We start from the raw sequence: 20,634 nt of genomic DNA, 5'->3' as shown, positions 1-20,634 counted from the left end.
TTCACGAGTAAATTACTAATGAAGTGATGTTGGCACACCGATAGGATGGGTGTGTGGATTCGACCGACAGTCCGGAACGCGATTTCATCGACAAGGTTCGCCAGGAGTGGGCCCTGTCCTACCCGGAGGTCGACACCTCACCGATCGAGGTCATCGGCCGGATCACCCGCATCAGCTCCCAGGCACTGCATCGACTCGAGCGGGCGCTCGGCGACAGCGGGGTCTCCCGCGCAGAGTTCGAGGTGCTGTGCGCCCTCGCCCGCAGCGATCGTCCACTTCGGGCCAGTGAGGTTACGGCCGTGACGATGGTCAGCGGCGCCGCCACCACCAAGCACGCCGACCGACTCGTCAAGATGGGTCTGCTGGAACGCCGGCGCTTCGAGCGCGACGGGCGGGTGGTCCTGCTCGCGGTGACCGACGCCGGACGCGCGCTGGTCGACGCCGAGTTTCCGGAGCGCGTCGATCGTGATCGCCGACTTCTCGACGGGCTCGATGAGGACGACCGCGCCCAGTTGGCCCGGCTGCTACGTCGCATTGCGTACAACAGCGACGCAGCCGACCGCCCGTAGGAACCCGCATCCCGCTCTCGCCGCCTGCCGGGCGGGAGGGGTTTTCGGGTGCAGACATGCGGAAATGCCGAAGGCCCCCACCCTGATGGGTGGGGGCCTTCGGTGAAAGGGTGTTCGGCGGTGTCCTACTCTCCCACACCCTGTCGGGTGCAGTACCATCGGCGCTGGAGGGCTTAGCTTCCGGGTTCGGAATGGGACCGGGCGTTTCCCCTCCGCTATGGCCGCCGTAACTCTATGAAACTGTCACACATTCAATTCCCCCGCCCGAACCACCCGCCGGCACAAGACCTGGGGTGTTGGGGGTGAATGGTATCTGTGTGTTGTTTCAGATACCGCACAGTGGACGCGTAGCTTCTTTGTGGTAAGTCCTCGGCCTATTAGTACCAGTCACCTCCACACGTTACCGTGCTTCCAGTTCTGGCCTATCAACCCGGTGGTCTGCCGGGGGCCTTACCCCCTCGAGGGGGTGAGAAACCTCATCTTGGAACAGGCTTCCCGCTTAGATGCTTTCAGCGGTTATCCCTTCCGAACGTAGCTAACCAGCAGTGCTCCTGGCGGAACAACTGGCACACCAGAGGTTCGTCCGTCCCGGTCCTCTCGTACTAGGGACAGCCTTCCTCAAGTTTCTAACGCGCGCGGCGGATAGAGACCGAACTGTCTCACGACGTTCTAAACCCAGCTCGCGTGCCGCTTTAATGGGCGAACAGCCCAACCCTTGGGACCTACTCCAGCCCCAGGATGCGACGAGCCGACATCGAGGTGCCAAACCATCCCGTCGATATGGACTCTTGGGGAAGATCAGCCTGTTATCCCCGGGGTACCTTTTATCCGTTGAGCGACACCGCTTCCACTTGCCGGTGCCGGATCACTAGTCCCGACTTTCGTCCCTGCTCGACCTGTCAGTCTCACAGTCAAGCTCCCTTGTGCACTTGCACTCAACACCTGATTGCCAACCAGGCTGAGGGAACCTTTGGGCGCCTCCGTTACATTTTGGGAGGCAACCGCCCCAGTTAAACTACCCACCAGGCACTGTCCCTGAACCAGATCATGGTCCGAGGTTAGATGTCCAATACGATCAGAGTGGTATTTCAACAACGACTCCACGAACACTGGCGTGCCCGCTTCACAGTCTCCCACCTATCCTACACAAACCGAACCGAACACCAATACCAAGCTATAGTGAAGGTCCCGGGGTCTTTTCGTCCTGCCGCGCGTAACGAGCATCTTTACTCGTAATGCAATTTCGCCGAGTCTGTGGTTGAGACAGCAGAGAAGTCGTTACGCCATTCGTGCAGGTCGGAACTTACCCGACAAGGAATTTCGCTACCTTAGGATGGTTATAGTTACCACCGCCGTTTACTGGGGCTTAAATTCTCAGCTTCGCCATTGCTGGCTAACCGGTCCTCTTAACCTTCCAGCACCGGGCAGGCGTCAGTCCGTATACATCGTCTTACGACTTCGCACGGACCTGTGTTTTTAGTAAACAGTCGCTTCTCTCTGGTCTCTGCGGCCCCACCCAGCTCACCAAGCAAGTTGGATCACCAGACGAGGCCCCCCTTCTCCCGAAGTTACGGGGGCATTTTGCCGAGTTCCTTAACCACAGTTATCTCGATCGCCTTAGTATTCTCTACCTGACCACCTGTGTCGGTTTGGGGTACGGGCCGTGTGAAAGCTCGCTAGAGGCTTTTCTCGGCAGCATAGGATCACTGAATTCGCCTCAATCGGCTACGCATCACGTCTCAGGCTGTATGTGACCCGGATTTGCCTAGGCCACGCCCTACACGCTTACACCAGTATTACCACTGACTGGCTCAGCTACCTTCCTGCGTCACCCCATCGCTTGGCTACTACCAGATCAGGTCCCGTGCATCCACATCCAGGTTCCCCGAAGGGAAGTAAGGACGCTTCAGGACGGTTAGTATCACTGATTCACCAGGGGCGCGTTCACACGGGTACGGGAATATCAACCCGTTGTCCATCGACTACGCCTGTCGGCCTCGCCTTAGGTCCCGACTCACCCTGGGCGGATTAACCTGGCCCAGGAACCCTTGGTCATTCGGCGGACGAGTTTCTCACTCGTCTTTCGCTACTCATGCCTGCATTCTCACTCGTGCAGCCTCCACAACTAGGTCACCCCGCTGCTTCCATGGCTGCACGACGCTCCCCCTACCCATCCACACCACTGCACAACCCCCCGCAGGAGGAAATGGGTGTTATGTGAATGCCGCGGCTTCGGCGGTGTACTTGAGCCCCGCTACATTGTCGGCGCAGGATCACTTGACCAGTGAGCTATTACGCACTCTTTCAAGGGTGGCTGCTTCTAAGCCAACCTCCTGGTTGTCTTCGCGACCCCACATCCTTTTCCACTTAGTACACGCTTAGGGGCCTTAGCCGGCGATCTGGGCTGTTTCCCTCTCGACTACGAAGCTTATCCCCCGCAGTCTCACTGCCGCGCTCTCACACTCTGGCATTCGGAGTTTGGCTGACGTCAGTAACCTTGTGGGGCCCATCGGCCATCCAGTAGCTCTACCTCCAGAGTGAAACACGCGACGCTGCACCTAAATGCATTTCGGGGAGAACCAGCTATCACGGAGTTTGATTGGCCTTTCACCCCTACCCACAGCTCATCCCCTCAGTTTTCAACCTAAGTGGGTTCGGGCCTCCACGACGTCTTACCGTCGCTTCACCCTGGCCATGGGTAGATCACTCCGCTTCGGGTCTAGAACATGCCACTACGGACGCCCTATTCGGACTCGCTTTCGCTACGGCTACCCCACACGGGTTAACCTCGCGACATGCCGCTAACTCGCAGGCTCATTCTTCAAAAGGCACGCCATCACCCCCAACACCGAAGTGTTCGAAGGCTCTGACGGATTGTAAGCGCACGGTTTCAGGTACTATTTCACTCCCCTCCCGGGGTACTTTTCACCTTTCCCCCACGGTACTAGTCCGCTATCGGTCACCAGGGAGTATTCAGGCTTATCGGGTGGTCCCGACAGATTCACAGCAGATTTCACGGGCCCGCTGCTACTTGGGTGTCCACTACAACAGTCACCATGTTTTCGTCTACGGGATTCTCACCCTCTACGACAGGCCGTTCCAGACCACTTCGACTAACACGATGATTTCTTACTGTTGGCCAACCCGGCAGAATTGACAAAATGGATCCCACAACCCCACGAATGCAACGCCCGCCGGCTATCACACATCCATGGTTTAGCCTCTTCCGCTTTCGCTCGCCACTACTCACGGAATCACTATTGTTTTCTCTTCCTGTGGGTACTGAGATGTTTCACTTCCCCACGTTCCCTCCACACGCCCTATATATTCAGGCGCGGGTAACCACACATCACTGTGGCTGGGTTTCCCCATTCGGAAATCCTCGGATCTCAGCTCGGTTGACAGCTCCCCGAGGCTTATCGCAGCCTCCTACGTCCTTCATCGGCTCCTGGTGCCAAGGCATCCACCGTACGCTCTTCATTACTTACAACAAAGATGCTCGCGTCCACTGTGCAGTTCTCAAACAACACACAACCAGGAAACTCATGCAGACACCGGACCGGCATGGGCTCACACCCTCACCGCGGTTTGACCTGCGTTTCCCGCTTGTCGTTTCTTCCTGGAGAAAAACACTCGCGTGTTCTCTCAGGACCCAACAGTATGCCGATATATCGTCCGCCCGGCCGGCCATGTTGGCCACCCGATACGCGGATGAGGTAGTCAGTGTTCCACCCATGAGCGCCCGCCGCTCCACATGTGGGAACAGAAACGGGCTCTGCCAGCCAAGTAGCAACCTGTGTTGCACCTGCACTGGAGAATGCTCCTTAGAAAGGAGGTGATCCAGCCGCACCTTCCGGTACGGCTACCTTGTTACGACTTCGTCCCAATCGCCGATCCCACCTTCGACGGCTCCCTCCACAAGGGTTAGGCCACCGGCTTCGGGTGTTACCGACTTTCATGACGTGACGGGCGGTGTGTACAAGGCCCGGGAACGTATTCACCGCAGCGTTGCTGATCTGCGATTACTAGCGACTCCGACTTCACGGGGTCGAGTTGCAGACCCCGATCCGAACTGAGACCGGCTTTAAGGGATTCGCTCCACCTCACGGTATCGCAGCCCTCTGTACCGGCCATTGTAGCATGTGTGAAGCCCTGGACATAAGGGGCATGATGACTTGACGTCGTCCCCACCTTCCTCCGAGTTGACCCCGGCAGTCTCCTGCGAGTCCCCGCCATTACGCGCTGGCAACACAGGACAAGGGTTGCGCTCGTTGCGGGACTTAACCCAACATCTCACGACACGAGCTGACGACAGCCATGCACCACCTGTATACCGACCACAAGGGGGGCCGTATCTCTACGGCTTTCCGGTATATGTCAAACCCAGGTAAGGTTCTTCGCGTTGCATCGAATTAATCCACATGCTCCGCCGCTTGTGCGGGCCCCCGTCAATTCCTTTGAGTTTTAGCCTTGCGGCCGTACTCCCCAGGCGGGGCGCTTAATGCGTTAGCTACGGCACGGATCCCGTGGAAGGAAACCCACACCTAGCGCCCACCGTTTACGGCGTGGACTACCAGGGTATCTAATCCTGTTCGCTACCCACGCTTTCGCTCCTCAGCGTCAGTTACTGCCCAGAGACCCGCCTTCGCCACCGGTGTTCCTCCTGATATCTGCGCATTTCACCGCTACACCAGGAATTCCAGTCTCCCCTGCAGTACTCAAGTCTGCCCGTATCGCCTGCAAGCCAGCAGTTGAGCTGCTGGTTTTCTGAGACGACGCGACAAACCGCCTACGAGCTCTTTACGCCCAGTAATTCCGGACAACGCTCGCACCCTACGTATTACCGCGGCTGCTGGCACGTAGTTGGCCGGTGCTTCTTCTGCAGGTACCGTCACTCTCGCTTCGTCCCTGCTGAAAGAGGTTTACAACCCGAAGGCCGTCATCCCTCACGCGGCGTCGCTGCATCAGGCTTTCGCCCATTGTGCAATATTCCCCACTGCTGCCTCCCGTAGGAGTCTGGGCCGTGTCTCAGTCCCAGTGTGGCCGGTCGCCCTCTCAGGCCGGCTACCCGTCGTCGCCTTGGTAGGCCATTACCCCACCAACAAGCTGATAGGCCGCGGGCCCATCCTGCACCAGTAAACCTTTCCAACCCCCACCATGCAGTGGAGGCTCATATCCGGTATTAGACCCAGTTTCCCAGGCTTATCCCGAAGTGCAGGGCAGATCACCCACGTGTTACTCACCCGTTCGCCGCTCGTGTACCCCGAAGGGCCTTACCGCTCGACTTGCATGTGTTAAGCACGCCGCCAGCGTTCGTCCTGAGCCAGGATCAAACTCTCCGTTGAAGACTCTAGATTGGCCAGCCAAAGCCGGCAATCAGTCATAGACATCGAGTCAAATCACTAGCAAAATAAACTCAAACTAGCTGTTGCGCTGACCATCCCAGACGGAAGAATGGAACGATCAGCAAACCCGCACCCAAAAAGGATGCGAGGTACCAAAAAATTGGCACTGACATTCATCGACACACTGTTGAGTTCTCAAAGAACACGCGCACACCACCACTCGAAACCCTCAGGCTCCTCGTTTCGGGGCAACTGTTCCAGCCTAACCAGATCCGGACCCGGACGCAAATCCGTGAACCAGAACCGATCGAAGCAGATTCGCCAGGCGCTCTCCGTACAACCTCGTTTTCCCAGTCCCTCAGGTCCGGGTCGGTGTCCGTGTCGCTCTGACCTGGAATAAGTTACGCGAACCTGTCACCGAATGCCAAATCGCCTGGTCAGAGCGCATGAACGGCGTACTTTGCGTGAACATCCGGTGCCGGGGGACCCCGTCAGGGCATCTCCACCGTCTCCGCTCGTGCGATCTCCCCGATCGCGGCCCGGATGTACCCGATGGACGGCACGTCGGCGGTTGCCAGGAGATCGGCGATCACCAGGATCGCGCTGCGCAGGTAGTCGGCCTGACCGATCCGTTGCGCGTCGTCGCTCATCTCCGTGAGTCCGAGCGAACCGGTGAGAACAGCAGCCAACGCCGTGACGTCGAGCCCGGGCAGCCAGGCGAGTGCCGCGCCGGCGACCCGCGTCAGCGCGTCCTGGATGTCGTCCCCCGAGAAACCGTCGGGATGCAGATCCTCGAGCAGCGCACGCACGACACCGGCGTGCACGAGGGTCACCTGCTCGAACGGCAGGGCGATCAGTTCTTCCACGGCCTCACCGAGCTGGTCGGCGGAGGCGGCGCGGGCGGCGGTCAGGGCGATGTCGGTGGCGACCGCGATCTGCCGCGCGGTCGTCGGCCATTCGCTGGGCCAGCCGTCGGGTCGCGACATCGTCGTCACACCGCCGCGCTCAGTGCGACGGAGAGCGGCACCGCCGTCAGGCAGAGGACGGCCGTGACGAGCAGACCGATCACGAGCCGCTTGTCCCACTTTCCCCGCGCGCCGCTCGCCGCGAGGACGAACAGGACGAAGCCGATACAGACGGAGACGATGGTGACGATGACAGGCGTGGAGACCATGACTGGATTGTGCCTCAGTCGCCGGTGAGCAGGACTTCCGCCAGGTGCATCCCGCGTCGGTCGGTCAGATCACCGATCTGGGTCCGGCACGAATACCCGTCCGCGAGGATCACCGCGTCCCGTCCGGCGCTCGCGACCGCCGGCAACAACTGATGCTCGGCGATCGCGACGGAGACGTCGTGGTGGCCCCGCTCCACCCCGAAGTTCCCCGCGAGTCCGCAGCACCCGCCGAGCCGCTCCACCCGCGCACCGGCCCGGCGCAGCAGGGCCGCGTCGGTGCCCCACCCCATCACCGCGTGGTGGTGGCAGTGCGGTTGCGCGACGACCGCGGTACCGGACAGGTCCGGCGGCGCCCAGCCGTCCCGGTCGGTGAGCAGTTCGGCGAGGGTGGCGGTGGAGTCGGCGACGCGGCGCGCCTCGTCGGTGCCGAGCAGGTCCACGCCGTCGGACCGCAGGACAGCCGTGCACGACGGTTCCATCCCCACGATCGGTACCCCTTCCCCCGCCAACGCGGTGACGGTGCGGCCGAGGATCCGTCTGGCGGCGTCGAGCTGACCGGTCGTGATCCAGGTCAGTCCGCAGCACTGTCTCTTCGCAGTCAGTCGGGGCCGGAAGCCGGCGTCCTCCAGGACGCGGACGGTCGCGATCCCGACCTCGGGCGTGAAACGGTCGGTGAAGGTATCGACGAACAGCACCACCGGGTCACCGGTGGTACGGCGATCGGCGGCGGTGTCGGCGAACCAGCGTCGGAACGAGACGGGCGCGAACTGCGGGATGTTCCGCCGACGGTCCGCGCCCCCGAGCGTCAACGCGGCCGACGCGACACCCGGCAACCGGGTCATCGCGTTCACGAGACGAGGTGCCCGGCCGGCGAGCGCGGCCCACCGCGGCAGCCACCCCAACGAATAGTGCGAGACCGGACGCAGGCGCCCCCGGTAACTCTGGTGCAGGACCTCCGACTTGTAAGAGGCCATGTCGACGCCCGTCGGGCAGTCGGACGCGCAACCCTTGCACGACAGACACAGATCGAGGGCGTCGTGCACCTCCGGCGATCGCCACCCCTTACTGACAAGGCTGCCGTTCACCATCTCCTGAAGGACGCGGGCGCGTCCACGCGTCGAGTCCTTCTCCTCCCGCGTCGCCATATAGGAGGGACACATCACGCCCCCGGTGCCGGTGGTGTCGGCGCGACACTTCCCGACGCCGGTGCAGCGGTGCACGGCCTGGGAGAAGTCGCCGTCGTCGTTGCGGTAGGCCAGGGCGAGGTTCGTGCGCAGCGGGGACGTCTGCGGGACGCGCAGGTCGGCGTCGACCGGACTCGGATCCACCAGGACACCCGGGTTGAGGAGGCTGTCGGGGTCGAAGACGTGTTTGACGGCGCCGAACAGACGCAGCGCGTCGGGCGAGTACATGAGCGGCAGCAACTCGCTGCGCGCGCGGCCGTCGCCGTGCTCCCCCGACAACGACCCGCCGTACCTTGCCACCAGTTCGGCGGCGGCGACCAGGAAGCGTCGGAAGACGTCGGTGCCGGACGGCCGATCCAGCGGCAGGTCCAGGCGGATGTGCAGGCAGCCGTCGGCGAAGTGCCCGTACGGCAGGCCGGTGAGGCCGAACTCGGTGAGCAGGGCCTCGAAGTCGCGCAGGTAGGGGCCCATCCGGTCGGGCGGGACGGCGGCGTCCTCCCACCCGGCGTACGCGGGCTTGCCGGCGGGACTGCGTCCGGCCAGACCCGCGCCGTCCTCCCGGATCCGCCACAGCGCCGCGGCCCGCGCCGGGTCGTCGACGACGAGGGCGTCGATCGCGCGGCAGCCGTCGGTCAACGCCCGCGCCCGATCGAGCACGTCGTCGCGGGTGTTCCCCGCGATCTCCACGAACAACCAGGCCGCCCCGCGCGGCAACGGCGGCACGGCCTGCGGTCCGCGTCGTTCGCGCACGACGTCGACCAGGCGCGAGTCGATGCCCTCGCATGCCGTCGGCCGGAAACCGAGGACGGCCTTGGCGTCGTCGCCGGCGGAGGCGATGTCGTCGTAGCCGAGCGCGACCAGCACCCGGTGCGCCGGATCCTGCACCAGACGCACGGTGGCCTGCGTGACGATCCCGAGCGTGCCCTCGCTGCCGACGAGGAACCTCACGACGTCGAAGCCGTTCTCCGGCAGCAGGTGCTCGAGGCCGTACCCCGACGCCTGGCGTCCGAAGCGGCCGAATTCGGTTCGGATGGTGGCCAATCCGGTGCGCGTGACGTCACGCAGGCGATCGAGCAGCGGGGTGTCGGTCGCCGCCGGCAGCGACAGCGCCTCCCCCGCGCCGGTGAGGAGCTCGAGCCCGACGACATTGTCCGACGTCCGCCCGTATCCGAGAGTCCGTGCACCGCAAGCATTGTTGCCGATCATGCCGCCGATGGTGCAGCGGTTGTGGGTGGACGGGTCCGGTCCGAATCGCAGCCCGTGCGGAGCCGCCGCGCCCTGCAGCACCGACTGCACGACACCCGGTTCGACGACGGCGGTGCGCGCCTCGGGATCGATGTCGAGCACCCGGCCCAGGTGGCGGCTGAAGTCGAGGACCACGCCCGGACCGACCGCGTTGCCCGCGACCGACGTCCCGGCACCGCGCGCCGTGATCGGAACACCCTCGGCACGGCACACGTCGAGCACCGTCGCGACCTCGTCGATCGCACGCGGAAACACCACGGTGGTGGGCGGCACCCGGTACAGCGAGGCGTCCGACGAATACATCGCGCGGGTGGTGCCGTCGTCGCGGACGTCCCACACCCCAGCGCGGCGCAGCGCGTCGGAGATCGGCGTCCAGTCCGGCATAGGTGCAGCCTAGTGCTGCGCCGTGAGCACCACCGGGCCGTCGTCGGTGATCGCGACGCTGTGCTCGCTGTGCGCGGCGCGGGCGCCGGTGATCGTTTGCAGGGTCCAGCCGTCGGCGCCGTGCCGATAGTCGTCGGAGCCGTCGGCGATGAGCATCGGTTCGATCGCGAGGACCAGGCCGGGGCGCAAGCGCATGCCTCGGCCTGCGCGGGCCTCGTTGGGCACGTCCGGAGACTCGTGCATGACCCGGCCGATGCCGTGACCACCGTGGTCGGCGAGCAGGCCGTAACCCTGGTCTCGGGCGTAGTCACCGATCGCGGCGCCGATGTCGCCGAGACGGTTTCCGGGCTGCGCGGCGGCGATACCGCGCCGCAGCGACTCGTCGGTGGCAGCGACGAGCGCCTCGTCCGCGGATGCCGCGGTGCCGACGACGAAACTGATCGCCGCGTCACCGCACCAGCCGTCGAGTTTCGCGCCGCAGTCGATGCTCACCAGGTCGCCGTCACGCAGCCGGTAGTCCGACGGGATACCGTGCACGACAGCATCATTGATGCTCGCGCAGATCACGCCCGGAAACGGGAACGGCGCCCAGTTCGGGTGGTAGTCCAGGAACACCGGCGCGGCGCCCGCATCGGCGATGACCTTCGCGGCTACCGCATCGAGATCGAGCAGACTCACCCCGATCCCCGCGTGCGCCCGCGCCGCCGCGAGAGCGTCGGCGACGACACGTCCCACCCGCTTCATCGCGTCGATCTCGGTTGCAGTCTTCAGTTCGACCATGATTCGCCCTCTTGTTCGGTGTTGCGAATAACTATACCGGTATTACTATAGGCATCATGGTGCGCGTGCCGCTGACGGCGGAAGAACTGGAACGGGGACGGCGACTCGGCGAGCTGCTGCGATCGGCGCGCGGCGACGCGAGCATGGTGCAGGTCGCGCTGGATGCGGACATCTCGGTGGAGACGCTGCGCAAGATCGAGACCGGACGCATCGCGACGCCGGCGTTCTTCACGATCGCCGCCGTCGCACGCGTCCTCGACATCTCCCTCGACCGCATCGCCGCAGCCCTCGGGGACGAGTCCGTCAATCCGGATCGGGCGCCTCGGCGTGCATCTTGATGCGTTCGAGTCGGCGACCCCAGCCGGTCGCGATCCGCTCGAGCTGAAGAGCCGCCTCGCTCAACCGTGCGCCGACGGCGACGAATCGCACCTCCCGGCCGTCACGTTCGGCCTCCACCAGTCCCACCTCCTGCAGCACCGCGAGATGTTTCGCGATCGCCTGCCGCGACACCGGGAGCTCGCGCGCGAGCGCCGACGCCGACGCCGACGACCGCCCGAGCCGGAGCAGGATGCTCCAGCGGGTGTCGTCGGCGAGGGCCGCGAACACGACGGGCGGATCGAGGGCTTCACCCGACCGCATCGACCGCCTCCTCCGTATGACGCTTCGCGAGGGCCATCTCGGCGCGCCAGCCTTCGACGTGGCTGTCGTACCGGCTGCGCCGCTCCTCCGCACTCTCGGGCAACGACGCGAACCCGCTCTCTGCGACCCGCAACACGACGCTCGTCGGTGAGGTCTCCTCGATCCGGAACTCCACCAACGTCGACGGCCCGTCCGGCGCGTCGACGTCGGTGAGCCAACGGAACGCCGCGTAGCGGGGCTCGTCCAGTTCCATCGTCGCGAACGCGAACGCGCCGTGATCGGGATCGTGGACGACGTCCAGGTCGCCGCGACGCTCGACGCGATGCGGCACGATCTGCTCGTCGTTGATGTACCAGCCCGGTTCACTCACGAGCTTCCACACTCGCGCAGCCGGGGCGTCGATCGCGATCTCGCGCTCGATTCGATCCAACTCGTCCATCGGTTCCATCCCTCCGGTCGTTCAGATTTATTTGCAACTCCAGGGTTGCAGATCGCGCGGGCCGATGCAACCCCCAAGTTGCACATCAACCGGGAGGGATCGGGATGTTCCGCCGGCCCAGGTCCCGCTGTCCGCTATGCCCGCTACGTGTTCCAGGACGGTTTCTTCTCACAGGTGGCACCCAGCTAGCTGCGGTAATGTCGCGTCCGGCCAACTGACGGCTGCGCGGCGCCCCGCCCCTTCCGTCCAGCGACGCGAAAGGGGCGATGTGAGCGAGACCCTGCAACTGTCAGACGGGAACATCTCGTCCGCACCGACTCCCCCGGCGCAGACAACCGTCGCTCCCACCCGCTCCCGGCGGATCCGGATCGCGCCCGCCGACTTCGTCGCCACCGTCTCGTTCCTCGCGCTCGCGGTGTTCGTACTCGGACGCCAGTGGAAGCACCTCGGCGACGGATACCTGGTCCGCAGCGGCCAGGACCAGACCATGTGGGAGTGGTTCTTCGCGGTCACTGCGCACTCGCTCGCCAACCTCGAGAGTCCCGGGAAGATACTGTCGAGCACGCTGCAGAACTATCCGCTCGGCGTGAACCTGATGGCCAACACCGCGATGTTCGGCGTCAGCATCCCGCTCGCCCCCGTCACGCTGCTGTTCGGGCCCACCGTCACCTTCACGCTCGCACTCACGCTGGGCCTGGCCGGCACCGCCACCGCCTGGTACTGGGTGCTGTCGCGGTACGTGGTGCAGTCCCGGTTCGCGGCTGCGGTGGGCGGCGTCGTGTGCGGCTTCGCGCCGGCGATGATCTCGCACACCAACGGTCACCCCAATTTCGTCGCGCTGTTCCTGCTGCCGTTCATCGCGCTGCTGGTCATCCGCCTCGGCAGCGGCGAGCGCCTGATCCGCAACGGCGTCATGCTCGGCCTGGCCGTCGCCTACCAGATCTTCCTGGGCGAGGAACCTCTGCTGATCTACGCGATCGCCTTCACGATCTTCGGAATCGCTTACGGTGCATCCCATCCCGGCAAGGCGGTCGCCGCCGTCCGGCGCGGTTTCAAGGGGCTGTGCGTCGCCGGCGCCGTCACACTCGCGATCGTCGCGATCCCGCTGTGGTGGCAGTTCCTCGGACCACAGAGCTACCACTCGATCGAACACGGGCCGGTCGGCAACGACGTCAACGCGTTCACCCGCTTCCCCACCCAGTCGCTCGCCGGCGGTCCGGGATCGGCTGCGGGCCTGTCGATGAACGCCACCGAGGAGAACGCCTTCTTCGGCTGGCCGCTGCTCCTGCTCGCCGCGATGACCGCAGTGTGGCTGTGGCGCCTGCCGATGGCCCGCGCCGCCGCCGCGACGGCTGTCGTCATGGGCGTGCTTTCTATGGGCGTCGAACTGACCGTCGCACACACCGAGACCGGCATCACGCTTCCGTGGTCGTGGTTCGCGAAACTGCCACTGCTCGAATCGGTCCTGGAATCACGCTTCGCGATGGGGTGCATCCCCGCCATCGCGATCCTCCTGGCACTGGGCACCGACCGCGCGATCGCCGCCGGACGCACCGGACAGCGGTCGACGACCCTGCTGTGGCTGGGCTGGCTGGCCGTCGCCCTGCTCCCCCTCGCCCCGGCCCCGCTCGACGTCGCCAAGCGCGCCCCCGCGCCGGCGTTCTTCGCGGACGGCACGTGGCGGTCGTACGTCTCCGACGGATCCGTCGTCACCGTTCCGCTGCCGCGGCCCGAGGACGCCAAGGCCCTGCAATGGCAGGTGGGCCAGCGCTTCGGGTATCCCATCGCCGGAGGCTACTTCGTCGGGCCGGCCGGACCGGAGGACAAGGGCAAGTACGGTCCCGACGACCGTCCGACCGCGCTGCTCCTCGGCAAGACCCAGAGCACCGGGCAGGCCCCGGTGATCGACGACACCACCCGCGCGACCGCGCTCGAGGACCTGCGGTTCTGGAACGCGGACGTCGTGGTGCTGCCACCCGGCAAGAACCAGCAGGCCCTGCTCACCACCGTGAACCGGCTGCTCGGCGTCGACGGACGATGGGTGGACGGCGTCTGGGCCTGGGACGTGCGGAATCTGACCTGACCGGGCGGCTCACCTAGAGTCGAATACCGTGCCCGACGACCTGACCGCCCCGACCTCGTCCGCCGATCGCTCCACCACGAGGGACGTGCGGACCGCCCGTCTCGTCGCCATCGTCACCGGCCTACTGGGCGCGATCCTCGCGATCGCGACACCCTTCCTGCCGGTGAAGCAGGACGCGGCATCGGTGAGCTGGCCGCAGAACGGCAGCCTCACGAGCGTCGAGGCGCCGCTGGTCTCGTACACCCCGCAGCAGTTGCACGTGAGCATCCCGTGCAGCGCTGTCGGGCAGCTGACCGAGAGCGGCGGGGCGCTCGTCGCCACCGCGCCGCCCCAGGCGGGCCGCGCCGAAGCCGACGGCCTCGTCATCAAGGTGGATGCGGCGTCGAGCACCGAACCCGCACGCCTGCGGGCGATCCTGCGTGACACCGCACTGCTGTCGGTGCCGGTCGACGACCTGCAGGGCTGCACCGAGATCGTCGTGACATCCGACCCGCAGGGCACCACCGCCGCCGTCGCCGGCCTGCCCGACGAACAGGCGACCACCATCGACGGCGACGTCCGGCCACAGATGGTCGGCATCTTCTCCGACCTGCAGGGCGCCCCGCCGGCCGGCCTGGACGTCCGCGCCGACATCGACTCCCGCTTCTCGTCGAGCCCCACCCTGATCAAGCTGGTCGCGATGATCGGCGCCGTGCTCGCGACACTGGCCTCGCTCGTGGCGCTGCACCGCCTCGACGGCGTCGACGGCCGCCGCGCCCGCCGCTTCCTGCCGGCACGCTGGTGGAAGTTCACCGGCATCGACGGGGTCGTCATCGGCGGGCTGCTGCTGTGGCACGTCGTGGGCGCCAACACGTCCGACGACGGCTACCTGCTCAACATGGCCCGCGTCTCCGAGAACGCCGGCTACATGGCCAACTACTTCCGCTGGTTCGGCGTCCCCGAGGCGCCGTTCGGCTGGTACTACGACGTGCTGGTGCTATTCACGAAGGTGAGCACCGCGAGCATGTGGATGCGACTGCCCGCACTGATCGCCGGGATCCTCTGCTGGTTGATCATCAGCCGCGAGGTGATCCCGCGACTGGGTCGCGCGGTGCGCACCAACTCGACCGCCATCTGGACCGCCGGCCTGGTCTTCCTGGCGTTCTGGCTGCCGTTCAACAACGGCCTGCGCCCCGAACCGATCATCGCGCTCGGCGCACTGCTCACGTGGTGCTCGATCGAACGCGCCATCGCCACCGGACGCCTGCTGCCCGCCGCCGTCGCGGTGCTGATCGCGGCGTTCTCGCTCGCCGCCGGCCCGTCCGGACTGATCGCGCTCGCCGCCCTCATCGCCGGATCCCGGCCGATCGTGCAGACGCTCCTGAAGCGAGGCCGGAAGGTCGGCATCGCCGGGCAGGTCGCGCCGATCCTGGCGTCCGGCACCGTCGTGCTCGTCGCGGTGTTCGCCGACCAGACCCTCGCGTCGGTCCTCGAGGCCACCCGTGTCCGCACCGCCGTCGGGCCCAACGTGCCGTGGTTCGACGAGCGCCTGCGCTGGGACGCGCTGCTCAACGTCTCCCCCGACGGCTCGCTGGCCCGCCGCTTCGGCGTCTTCGTCATGCTGCTGTGCCTGGTGGTGTGCGTGATGATGGTGCTGCGCCGCGGGGGCCGCATCCCCGGCACCGCCGTCGGGCCGTCCCGCCGCATCCTCGGCATCATCTTCGCGTCGCTGCTGCTGATGAGCTTCACGCCCACCAAGTGGACGCACCACTTCGGCGTGTACGCGGGTCTCGCCGGCTCCGTCGCCGCGCTCGCCGCCGTCGCGGTCGCCGGCGCGAGCCTGCGCTCCAAGCGCAACCGGACCCTGTTCGCCGCGGCCGTGCTGTTCATCCTGGCGCTGTCGTTCACCGGCTCCAACGGCTGGTGGTACGTCTCGAGCTACGGCGTGCCGTGGTGGGACAAGCCGCCGTCCATCGGCGGGAAGGGCTTCTCCACCGCGCTGCTGGGCCTGACGGTCCTCGCGCTGCTGCTGGCCGCCTGGTACCACATCCGCGGGGCGTCCGGGAAGGACGAGGCGAACGGCAACGGCAACGGCGGCCGACTCGCCCGGGTCCGGCGCTGGTCGCCCGCACCGCTGACCCTGGCCGCCGCCGCGGTGGTGCTCTTCGAGATGCTCTCGCTCCTCAAGGGCGCCGTCGCGCAGTACCCGTCGTACTCGATCGCCCACTCCAACCTGAAGTCCGTGACCGGCGACTCGTGCGCGCTCGCCGACTACGTCCTCGTCGAGGACGACACGAACGCATCGCTGCTGAAGCTCCTGTCCCCGACCACTGATCCCGCCGGTGCGGGCGCGTTCGGCGCCACCGAATCGACCGGTTTCACGGCGAACGGTGTGGCCCGCGACCTCACCGCCGACAAGGAGAACGTCGCGGCCGGAGGCGCGAACAGCGTCGACAGCGGCACCGACTCCGACACCCAGACCACCACCGGCACCGGTGCCGGCACGGGCGGCGGCACCGAGACCACCGCGGGCGTCAACGGCAGCAGCGTGTCCCTGCCCTTCGGCCTCGACCCGGCGACCACACCGGTGCTCGGCAGCTACCAGTCCGGGGTCCAGCAGAAGTCCGACCTCGTCACCGGCTGGTACGGGCTGCCCGAGCGCAGCGACGACGCCCCGATCCTCACGATCGCGGCCGCCGGACGCATCCACTCCGTCGACCCCGACGGCGTCGTCACCGACGGCCAGCTGCTCGACGTCGAATACGGCACCCGCACCGCCGACGGCGGCATCGACGTCCTCGGACGCGTCGCCCCGATCGACATCGGTCCGGCGCCGTCGTGGCGGAACCTGCGGGTGCCGCTCGACCAGCTGCCCGCCGAGGCGAACGCCGTCCGGCTCGTCGCCTCCGACACCGGGCTCGCACCCGACCAGTGGCTCGCCATCACCCCGCCGCGGGTGCCGCACATGCAGACACTGCAGACCGTCGTCGGAAGCACCGCCCCGGTGCTGCTCGACTGGTCGGTGGGCCTGGCGTTCCCCTGCCAACGACCGTTCGCCCACCACGACGGCGTCGCCGAGGTGCCCGAGTACCGGATCCTGCCGGACCGCGTCGGCGCCCAGGCGACCAACGCGTGGCAGGACGCGATCGGTGGCGGCCCGCTCGGCTGGACGCATCTGTTGGTGAACGCGCAGACCATCCCGACGTATCTCGACCAGGACTGGCGGCGCGACTGGGGTTCCCTGGAACGGTTCACCCCGATCGTCCCGTCGGCGCAGGCCGCCGACATCGATGTGGAGCAAACGACCCGCTCAGGGCTGTGGTCGCCCGGTCCGATCCGCAACACGCCGCCCGCGTGACCTGCCTGTGAAGTACCTGAGAGGGATCGGGCTCATTTAGGTAACGGAAACATCTCGCCTACCATCGACAAACGTGCCAGACGTTGTGACAGCCCCCGCGCCCGGTCCCGAAGCCAGCGCTCCGCCCCCGGCTTCCCGTGCCCGAAACGCGGATGTCCGCAACGCTCGGCTGATCGCCGTCGTGACCGGCCTCCTCGGTGTCCTGCTCGCGCTGGCGACACCGTTCCTGCCGGTCACCCAGACCGCGGCGACGGTGTCGTGGCCCGACGGCCCGGTCGCGTCGAACATCGAAGCGCCGCTGATGTCGCAGGTGCCGGTGTCGCTGTCGGCGACGATCCCGTGCCGCGCCGTCGCCGAGCTGCCCGACGCGGGCGGCATCCTGCTGGCCACCGCGCCCCCGCAGGGTGAGAAGGCTGCGGTCAACGCGATGTTCGTGCGCGTCTCCTCCGAGACCGTCGACATCCTCGACCGCAACGTCATCGTCGCGACCGCGCCGCGCTCCGACGTCGAATCCGGGTGCACCGAGATCCGCATCGCCTCCGACGTCACCGGGACCACCGCCGAGTTCGTGGGCCTCACCGACGACGACGGCAAGCCGGTCACCGGCGAGCTGCTCCACGACTACCGCCCGCAGGTCGTCGGCATCTTCACCGACCTCGACGGCCAGTCGGTCCCCGGCCTGAGCTTCACGATGGACATCGACTCGCGGTTCTCGTCGAGCCCGACGCTGATCAAGCTCGTCGCGATGCTCGGCGCCGTCCTCGCGACCGCCGTCTCGCTGGTCGCACTGCACCGCCTCGACAGCGTCGACGGCCGCCACTCCCGCCGCTTCCTGCCCGCCCGGTGGTGGAAGCTGACCGGCGTCGACGGCGTCGTCGTCGGCACCCTCGTCGGCTGGCACTTCTTCGGCGCCAACACCGCCGACGACGGCTACCTGCTCACCATGGCCCGCGCATCCGAGCACTCGGGCTACATGGCCAACTACTTCCGCTGGTTCGGTGTCCCCGAGGCGCCGTTCGGCTGGTACTACGACGTCCTCGCCGCGATGGCGAAGATCTCCACCGCGAGCCCGTGGATGCGTCTGCCCGCACTGCTCGCCGCCGTCCTGTGCTGGATGGTCATCAGCCGCGAAGTGGTCCCGCGCCTCGGTCGCGCGGTGCGCACCAACTCCGTCGCCCTGTGGACCGGCGGCCTCGTGTTCCTCGCGTTCTGGCTGCCCTACAACAACGGCCTGCGCCCCGAACCGATCGTCGCCGTCGGTGCACTGCTCACGTGGTGCTCGATCGAACGCGCCATCGCCACCGCCCGCCTCCTGCCCGCCGCGATCGCCGCGCTGATCGGCGCGTTCACTCTCGCCGCCGCCCCGACCGGCCTGATGTGTATCGCCGCGCTGCTCGCCGGCATCCGCCCCATCACCCGAATCATCGTCCGACGCCGCCACCGGATCGGCACACTGTCGCAGCTGCTGCCCCTGGCGGCAGCCGGCATGCTGGTGCTGGTCGTGGTGTTCGCCGACCAGACCTGGGCGGCCGTGATGGAGGCCACGCGCGTCCGCACGATCATCGGACCGAACCTCGAATGGTTCCAGGACTACCAGCGCTACTACTTCCTGTTCGTGCAGACCACGGACGGCTCGCTGGCCCGCCGCTTCGCGTTCCTGACGATGCTGCTGTGCCTGTTCACGGTGCTGTTCGTGTTCCTGCGCCGCAAGCGGATCCCCGGCGTCGCCGCCGGACCGTCGTGGCGCCTGATGGGCATCGTGTTCGGAACGATCTTCTTCATGATGTTCAACCCCACGAAGTGGACCCACCACTTCGGGGCGTACGCGGGCATCGCCGGATCCCTCGCCGCGCTGACCGCCGTCGTCGTGTCGGCGAGTGCGCTGCGATCGCGGCGCAACCGCACCATGTTCCTCGCCGGCCTGCTGTTCGTGCTCGCGCTGTCGTTCTCCGGCATCAACGGGTACTGGTACGTCTCGAGCTACGGCGTGCCGTGGTTCGACAAGACGGTGCAGTTCAACGGACGCGAATCCTCCACCCTGTTCCTGGTGCTGTTCGGCCTCGCCGTGGCACTGATCGCGTGGCAGTACCTGCGTGAGGGCTACGCCCCCCCGCCCGAGAAACCCACCAGCCCCAAGGGCCGGCGGATCCGCAAGTTCGCGGCCGCCCCGCTGACCGTCATCGCCGGACTCATGGTGCTGTTCGAGGTGCTCTCGCTACTCAAGGGTGCGGTGTCGCAGTACCCGGCCTACTCGCTGGGCCGCTCCAACATCGAGGCGCTCGCCGGCAAGACGTGCGGCCTCGCCGACGACGTGCTCGTGGAACAGGACCCCAACGCGGGCGCCCTGCGCCCGATCGTCGACCGGGCCAACCCGCTGGCCGACCCCAACGATCCGCTCGCCGGCAGCAAGCCCGTCGGCTTCACCCCCAACGGTGTGCCGGACGACCTGACAGCCGACTACGTCGAAGTCAAGGCCGGCATGGGCAACACCGACAGCCAGAGCATCGGGCCCACCTTCGAGACCGGAGGCGGATCCGGCACCACCGGCGGCGTCGGCGCCCTCGGCGTCAACGGCAGCACCGTCAAACTGCCGTTCGGGCTCGACCCCGCCCGCACCCCGATCCTCGGCAGCTACCAGGACGGCGTCCAGCAGCAGGCATCCGTCGTCTCCAGCTGGTACCAGCTGCCCGAACGCAGCGACGACTCCCCGCTCGTGGTGATCTCCGCCGCCGGCCGCATCTGGTCCGTCGACCAGATCACCGGACAGACCAACTACGGACAGCCGCTCAACCTCGAGTACGGCAAGCGTCAGCCCGACGGCACCGTCGACATCCAGGGCACCTACGTCCCCCGCGACATCGGCCCCGCGCCGTCGTGGCGGAACCTGCGGATCCCGCTCGACGAACTGCCCGCCGACACCGACGTCGTCCGGATCAACGCGTCCGACCCCAACCTGACCGGCGACCAGTGGTTCGCGTTCACGCCGCCGCGCGTGCCCAAGCTCGAATCGCTCAGCAGCGTCGTCGGCACCGCACAGCCCGTCCTGCTGGACTGGGCCGTCGGACTGCAGTTCCCGTGCCAGCGTCCGTTCAACCATCTCAACGGTGTCGCCGAGATGCCGAACTACCGGATCCTGCCCGACCGGCCCCTCGCCGTCAGCTCCACCGACACGTGGCAGTCCCTCGAAAACGGCGGACCCCTCGGCTGGACCGAGATGCTCGCCGGCGCCACCACCGTCCCGACGTACCTGAACAACGACTGGGGCCGCGACTGGGGCTCCCTCGAGCGGTACGACCGGCACTACCCCAACGCCGCAACGGCAACCGTCGACACCGAGCAGATCAACCGCTCGGGCTTCTGGTCCCCGGGGACGCTGAGGGTGTACGAGCCGTAGGGCCTGTCGGCCTGTTGGCCTGTTGGCCTGTTGGCCTGTTGGCCTGTTGGCCGAATGTCAC

General features: G+C 66.4%; 11 protein-coding genes and 3 rRNA genes. 5 read left to right on the top strand and 9 right to left on the bottom strand.

The window, feature by feature from the left end; all coding sequences use genetic code 11:
* The first annotated feature begins 53 nt into the window (after positions 1 to 53).
* Positions 54 to 569 (top strand): MarR family winged helix-turn-helix transcriptional regulator, encoded by a 516-nt coding sequence (locus HUN07_RS01415; protein ID WP_114724557.1) that lies wholly within the window; start codon positions 54 to 56, stop codon positions 567 to 569.
* A gap of 112 nt (positions 570 to 681) precedes the next feature.
* Here the strand turns inward: HUN07_RS01415 and rrf are convergent.
* The 7 genes from rrf to map all read right to left on the bottom strand — a co-directional run bounded on the left by rrf (position 682) and on the right by map (position 10,681).
* Positions 682 to 798, bottom strand: a 5S ribosomal RNA gene (gene rrf / locus HUN07_RS01410).
* A 128-nt stretch (positions 799 to 926) separates the two neighbouring features.
* Positions 927 to 4,059 (bottom strand): 23S ribosomal RNA (locus HUN07_RS01405).
* A 338-nt stretch (positions 4,060 to 4,397) separates the two neighbouring features.
* Positions 4,398 to 5,914, bottom strand: a 16S ribosomal RNA gene (locus tag HUN07_RS01400).
* Together the 16S, 23S and 5S rRNA genes form the textbook arrangement of a ribosomal RNA operon.
* 491 nt (positions 5,915 to 6,405) lie before the next feature.
* A complete protein-coding gene (locus HUN07_RS01395) occupies positions 6,406 to 6,900 on the bottom strand; it encodes a hypothetical protein (RefSeq protein ID WP_114724554.1) in 495 nt (164 codons plus the stop codon).
* A 5-nt stretch (positions 6,901 to 6,905) separates the two neighbouring features.
* The gene (locus HUN07_RS01390; protein WP_114724545.1) at positions 6,906 to 7,088 is read right to left on the bottom strand and encodes a hypothetical protein; all 183 of its coding nucleotides are present in this window, start codon (positions 7,086 to 7,088) and stop codon (positions 6,906 to 6,908) included.
* A gap of 14 nt (positions 7,089 to 7,102) precedes the next feature.
* The gene (locus tag HUN07_RS01385) at positions 7,103 to 9,901 is read right to left on the bottom strand and encodes an FAD-binding and (Fe-S)-binding domain-containing protein (RefSeq protein WP_174907499.1); all 2,799 of its coding nucleotides are present in this window, start codon (positions 9,899 to 9,901) and stop codon (positions 7,103 to 7,105) included.
* 9 nt (positions 9,902 to 9,910) lie between these two features.
* Positions 9,911 to 10,681, bottom strand: coding sequence for a type I methionyl aminopeptidase (map, locus tag HUN07_RS01380; RefSeq protein WP_174907497.1), 771 nt, complete (start codon positions 10,679 to 10,681; stop codon positions 9,911 to 9,913).
* A 56-nt stretch (positions 10,682 to 10,737) separates the two neighbouring features.
* Here map and HUN07_RS01375 point away from each other — a divergent pair, with 56 nt between their 5' ends.
* Entirely contained in the window at positions 10,738 to 11,019 is a 282-nt protein-coding gene (locus tag HUN07_RS01375; protein WP_114724548.1) for a helix-turn-helix domain-containing protein, read from the top strand.
* Here HUN07_RS01375 and HUN07_RS01370 read toward each other — a convergent pair.
* Positions 10,985 to 11,320, bottom strand: coding sequence for an ArsR/SmtB family transcription factor (locus HUN07_RS01370; protein ID WP_174907495.1), 336 nt, complete (start codon positions 11,318 to 11,320; stop codon positions 10,985 to 10,987). The genes HUN07_RS01375 and HUN07_RS01370 overlap by 35 nt on opposite strands.
* Positions 11,307 to 11,759, bottom strand: a complete 453-nt coding sequence (locus HUN07_RS01365) for an ATPase (protein ID WP_254622729.1) — start codon at positions 11,757 to 11,759, stop codon at positions 11,307 to 11,309. Before HUN07_RS01365 ends, HUN07_RS01370 begins: the two co-directional genes overlap by 14 nt.
* A gap of 280 nt (positions 11,760 to 12,039) precedes the next feature.
* Between HUN07_RS01365 and HUN07_RS01360 the strand changes: the two genes are divergently transcribed.
* From HUN07_RS01360 to HUN07_RS01350, 3 genes are all read left to right on the top strand, one after another.
* Positions 12,040 to 13,842: a glycosyl transferase gene (locus tag HUN07_RS01360; protein ID WP_174914320.1), complete on the top strand. Its 1,803-nt coding sequence runs from the start codon at positions 12,040 to 12,042 to the stop codon at positions 13,840 to 13,842.
* Between the two features lie 28 nt (positions 13,843 to 13,870).
* Complete coding sequence (locus HUN07_RS01355; protein ID WP_441346793.1) at positions 13,871 to 17,179, top strand: arabinosyltransferase domain-containing protein; 3,309 nt, start codon at positions 13,871 to 13,873, stop codon at positions 17,177 to 17,179.
* A gap of 73 nt (positions 17,180 to 17,252) precedes the next feature.
* Positions 17,253 to 20,573: an arabinosyltransferase domain-containing protein gene (locus HUN07_RS01350; protein WP_174907493.1), complete on the top strand. Its 3,321-nt coding sequence runs from the start codon at positions 17,253 to 17,255 to the stop codon at positions 20,571 to 20,573.
* The last annotated feature ends 61 nt before the right edge of the window (positions 20,574 to 20,634 follow it).

The sequence above is a fragment of the Rhodococcus sp. W8901 genome (assembly GCF_013348805.1).
Classification (GTDB): Bacteria; Actinomycetota; Actinomycetes; order Mycobacteriales; family Mycobacteriaceae; genus Prescottella.
This window is presented reverse-complemented; position numbering and strand designations above follow the sequence as displayed.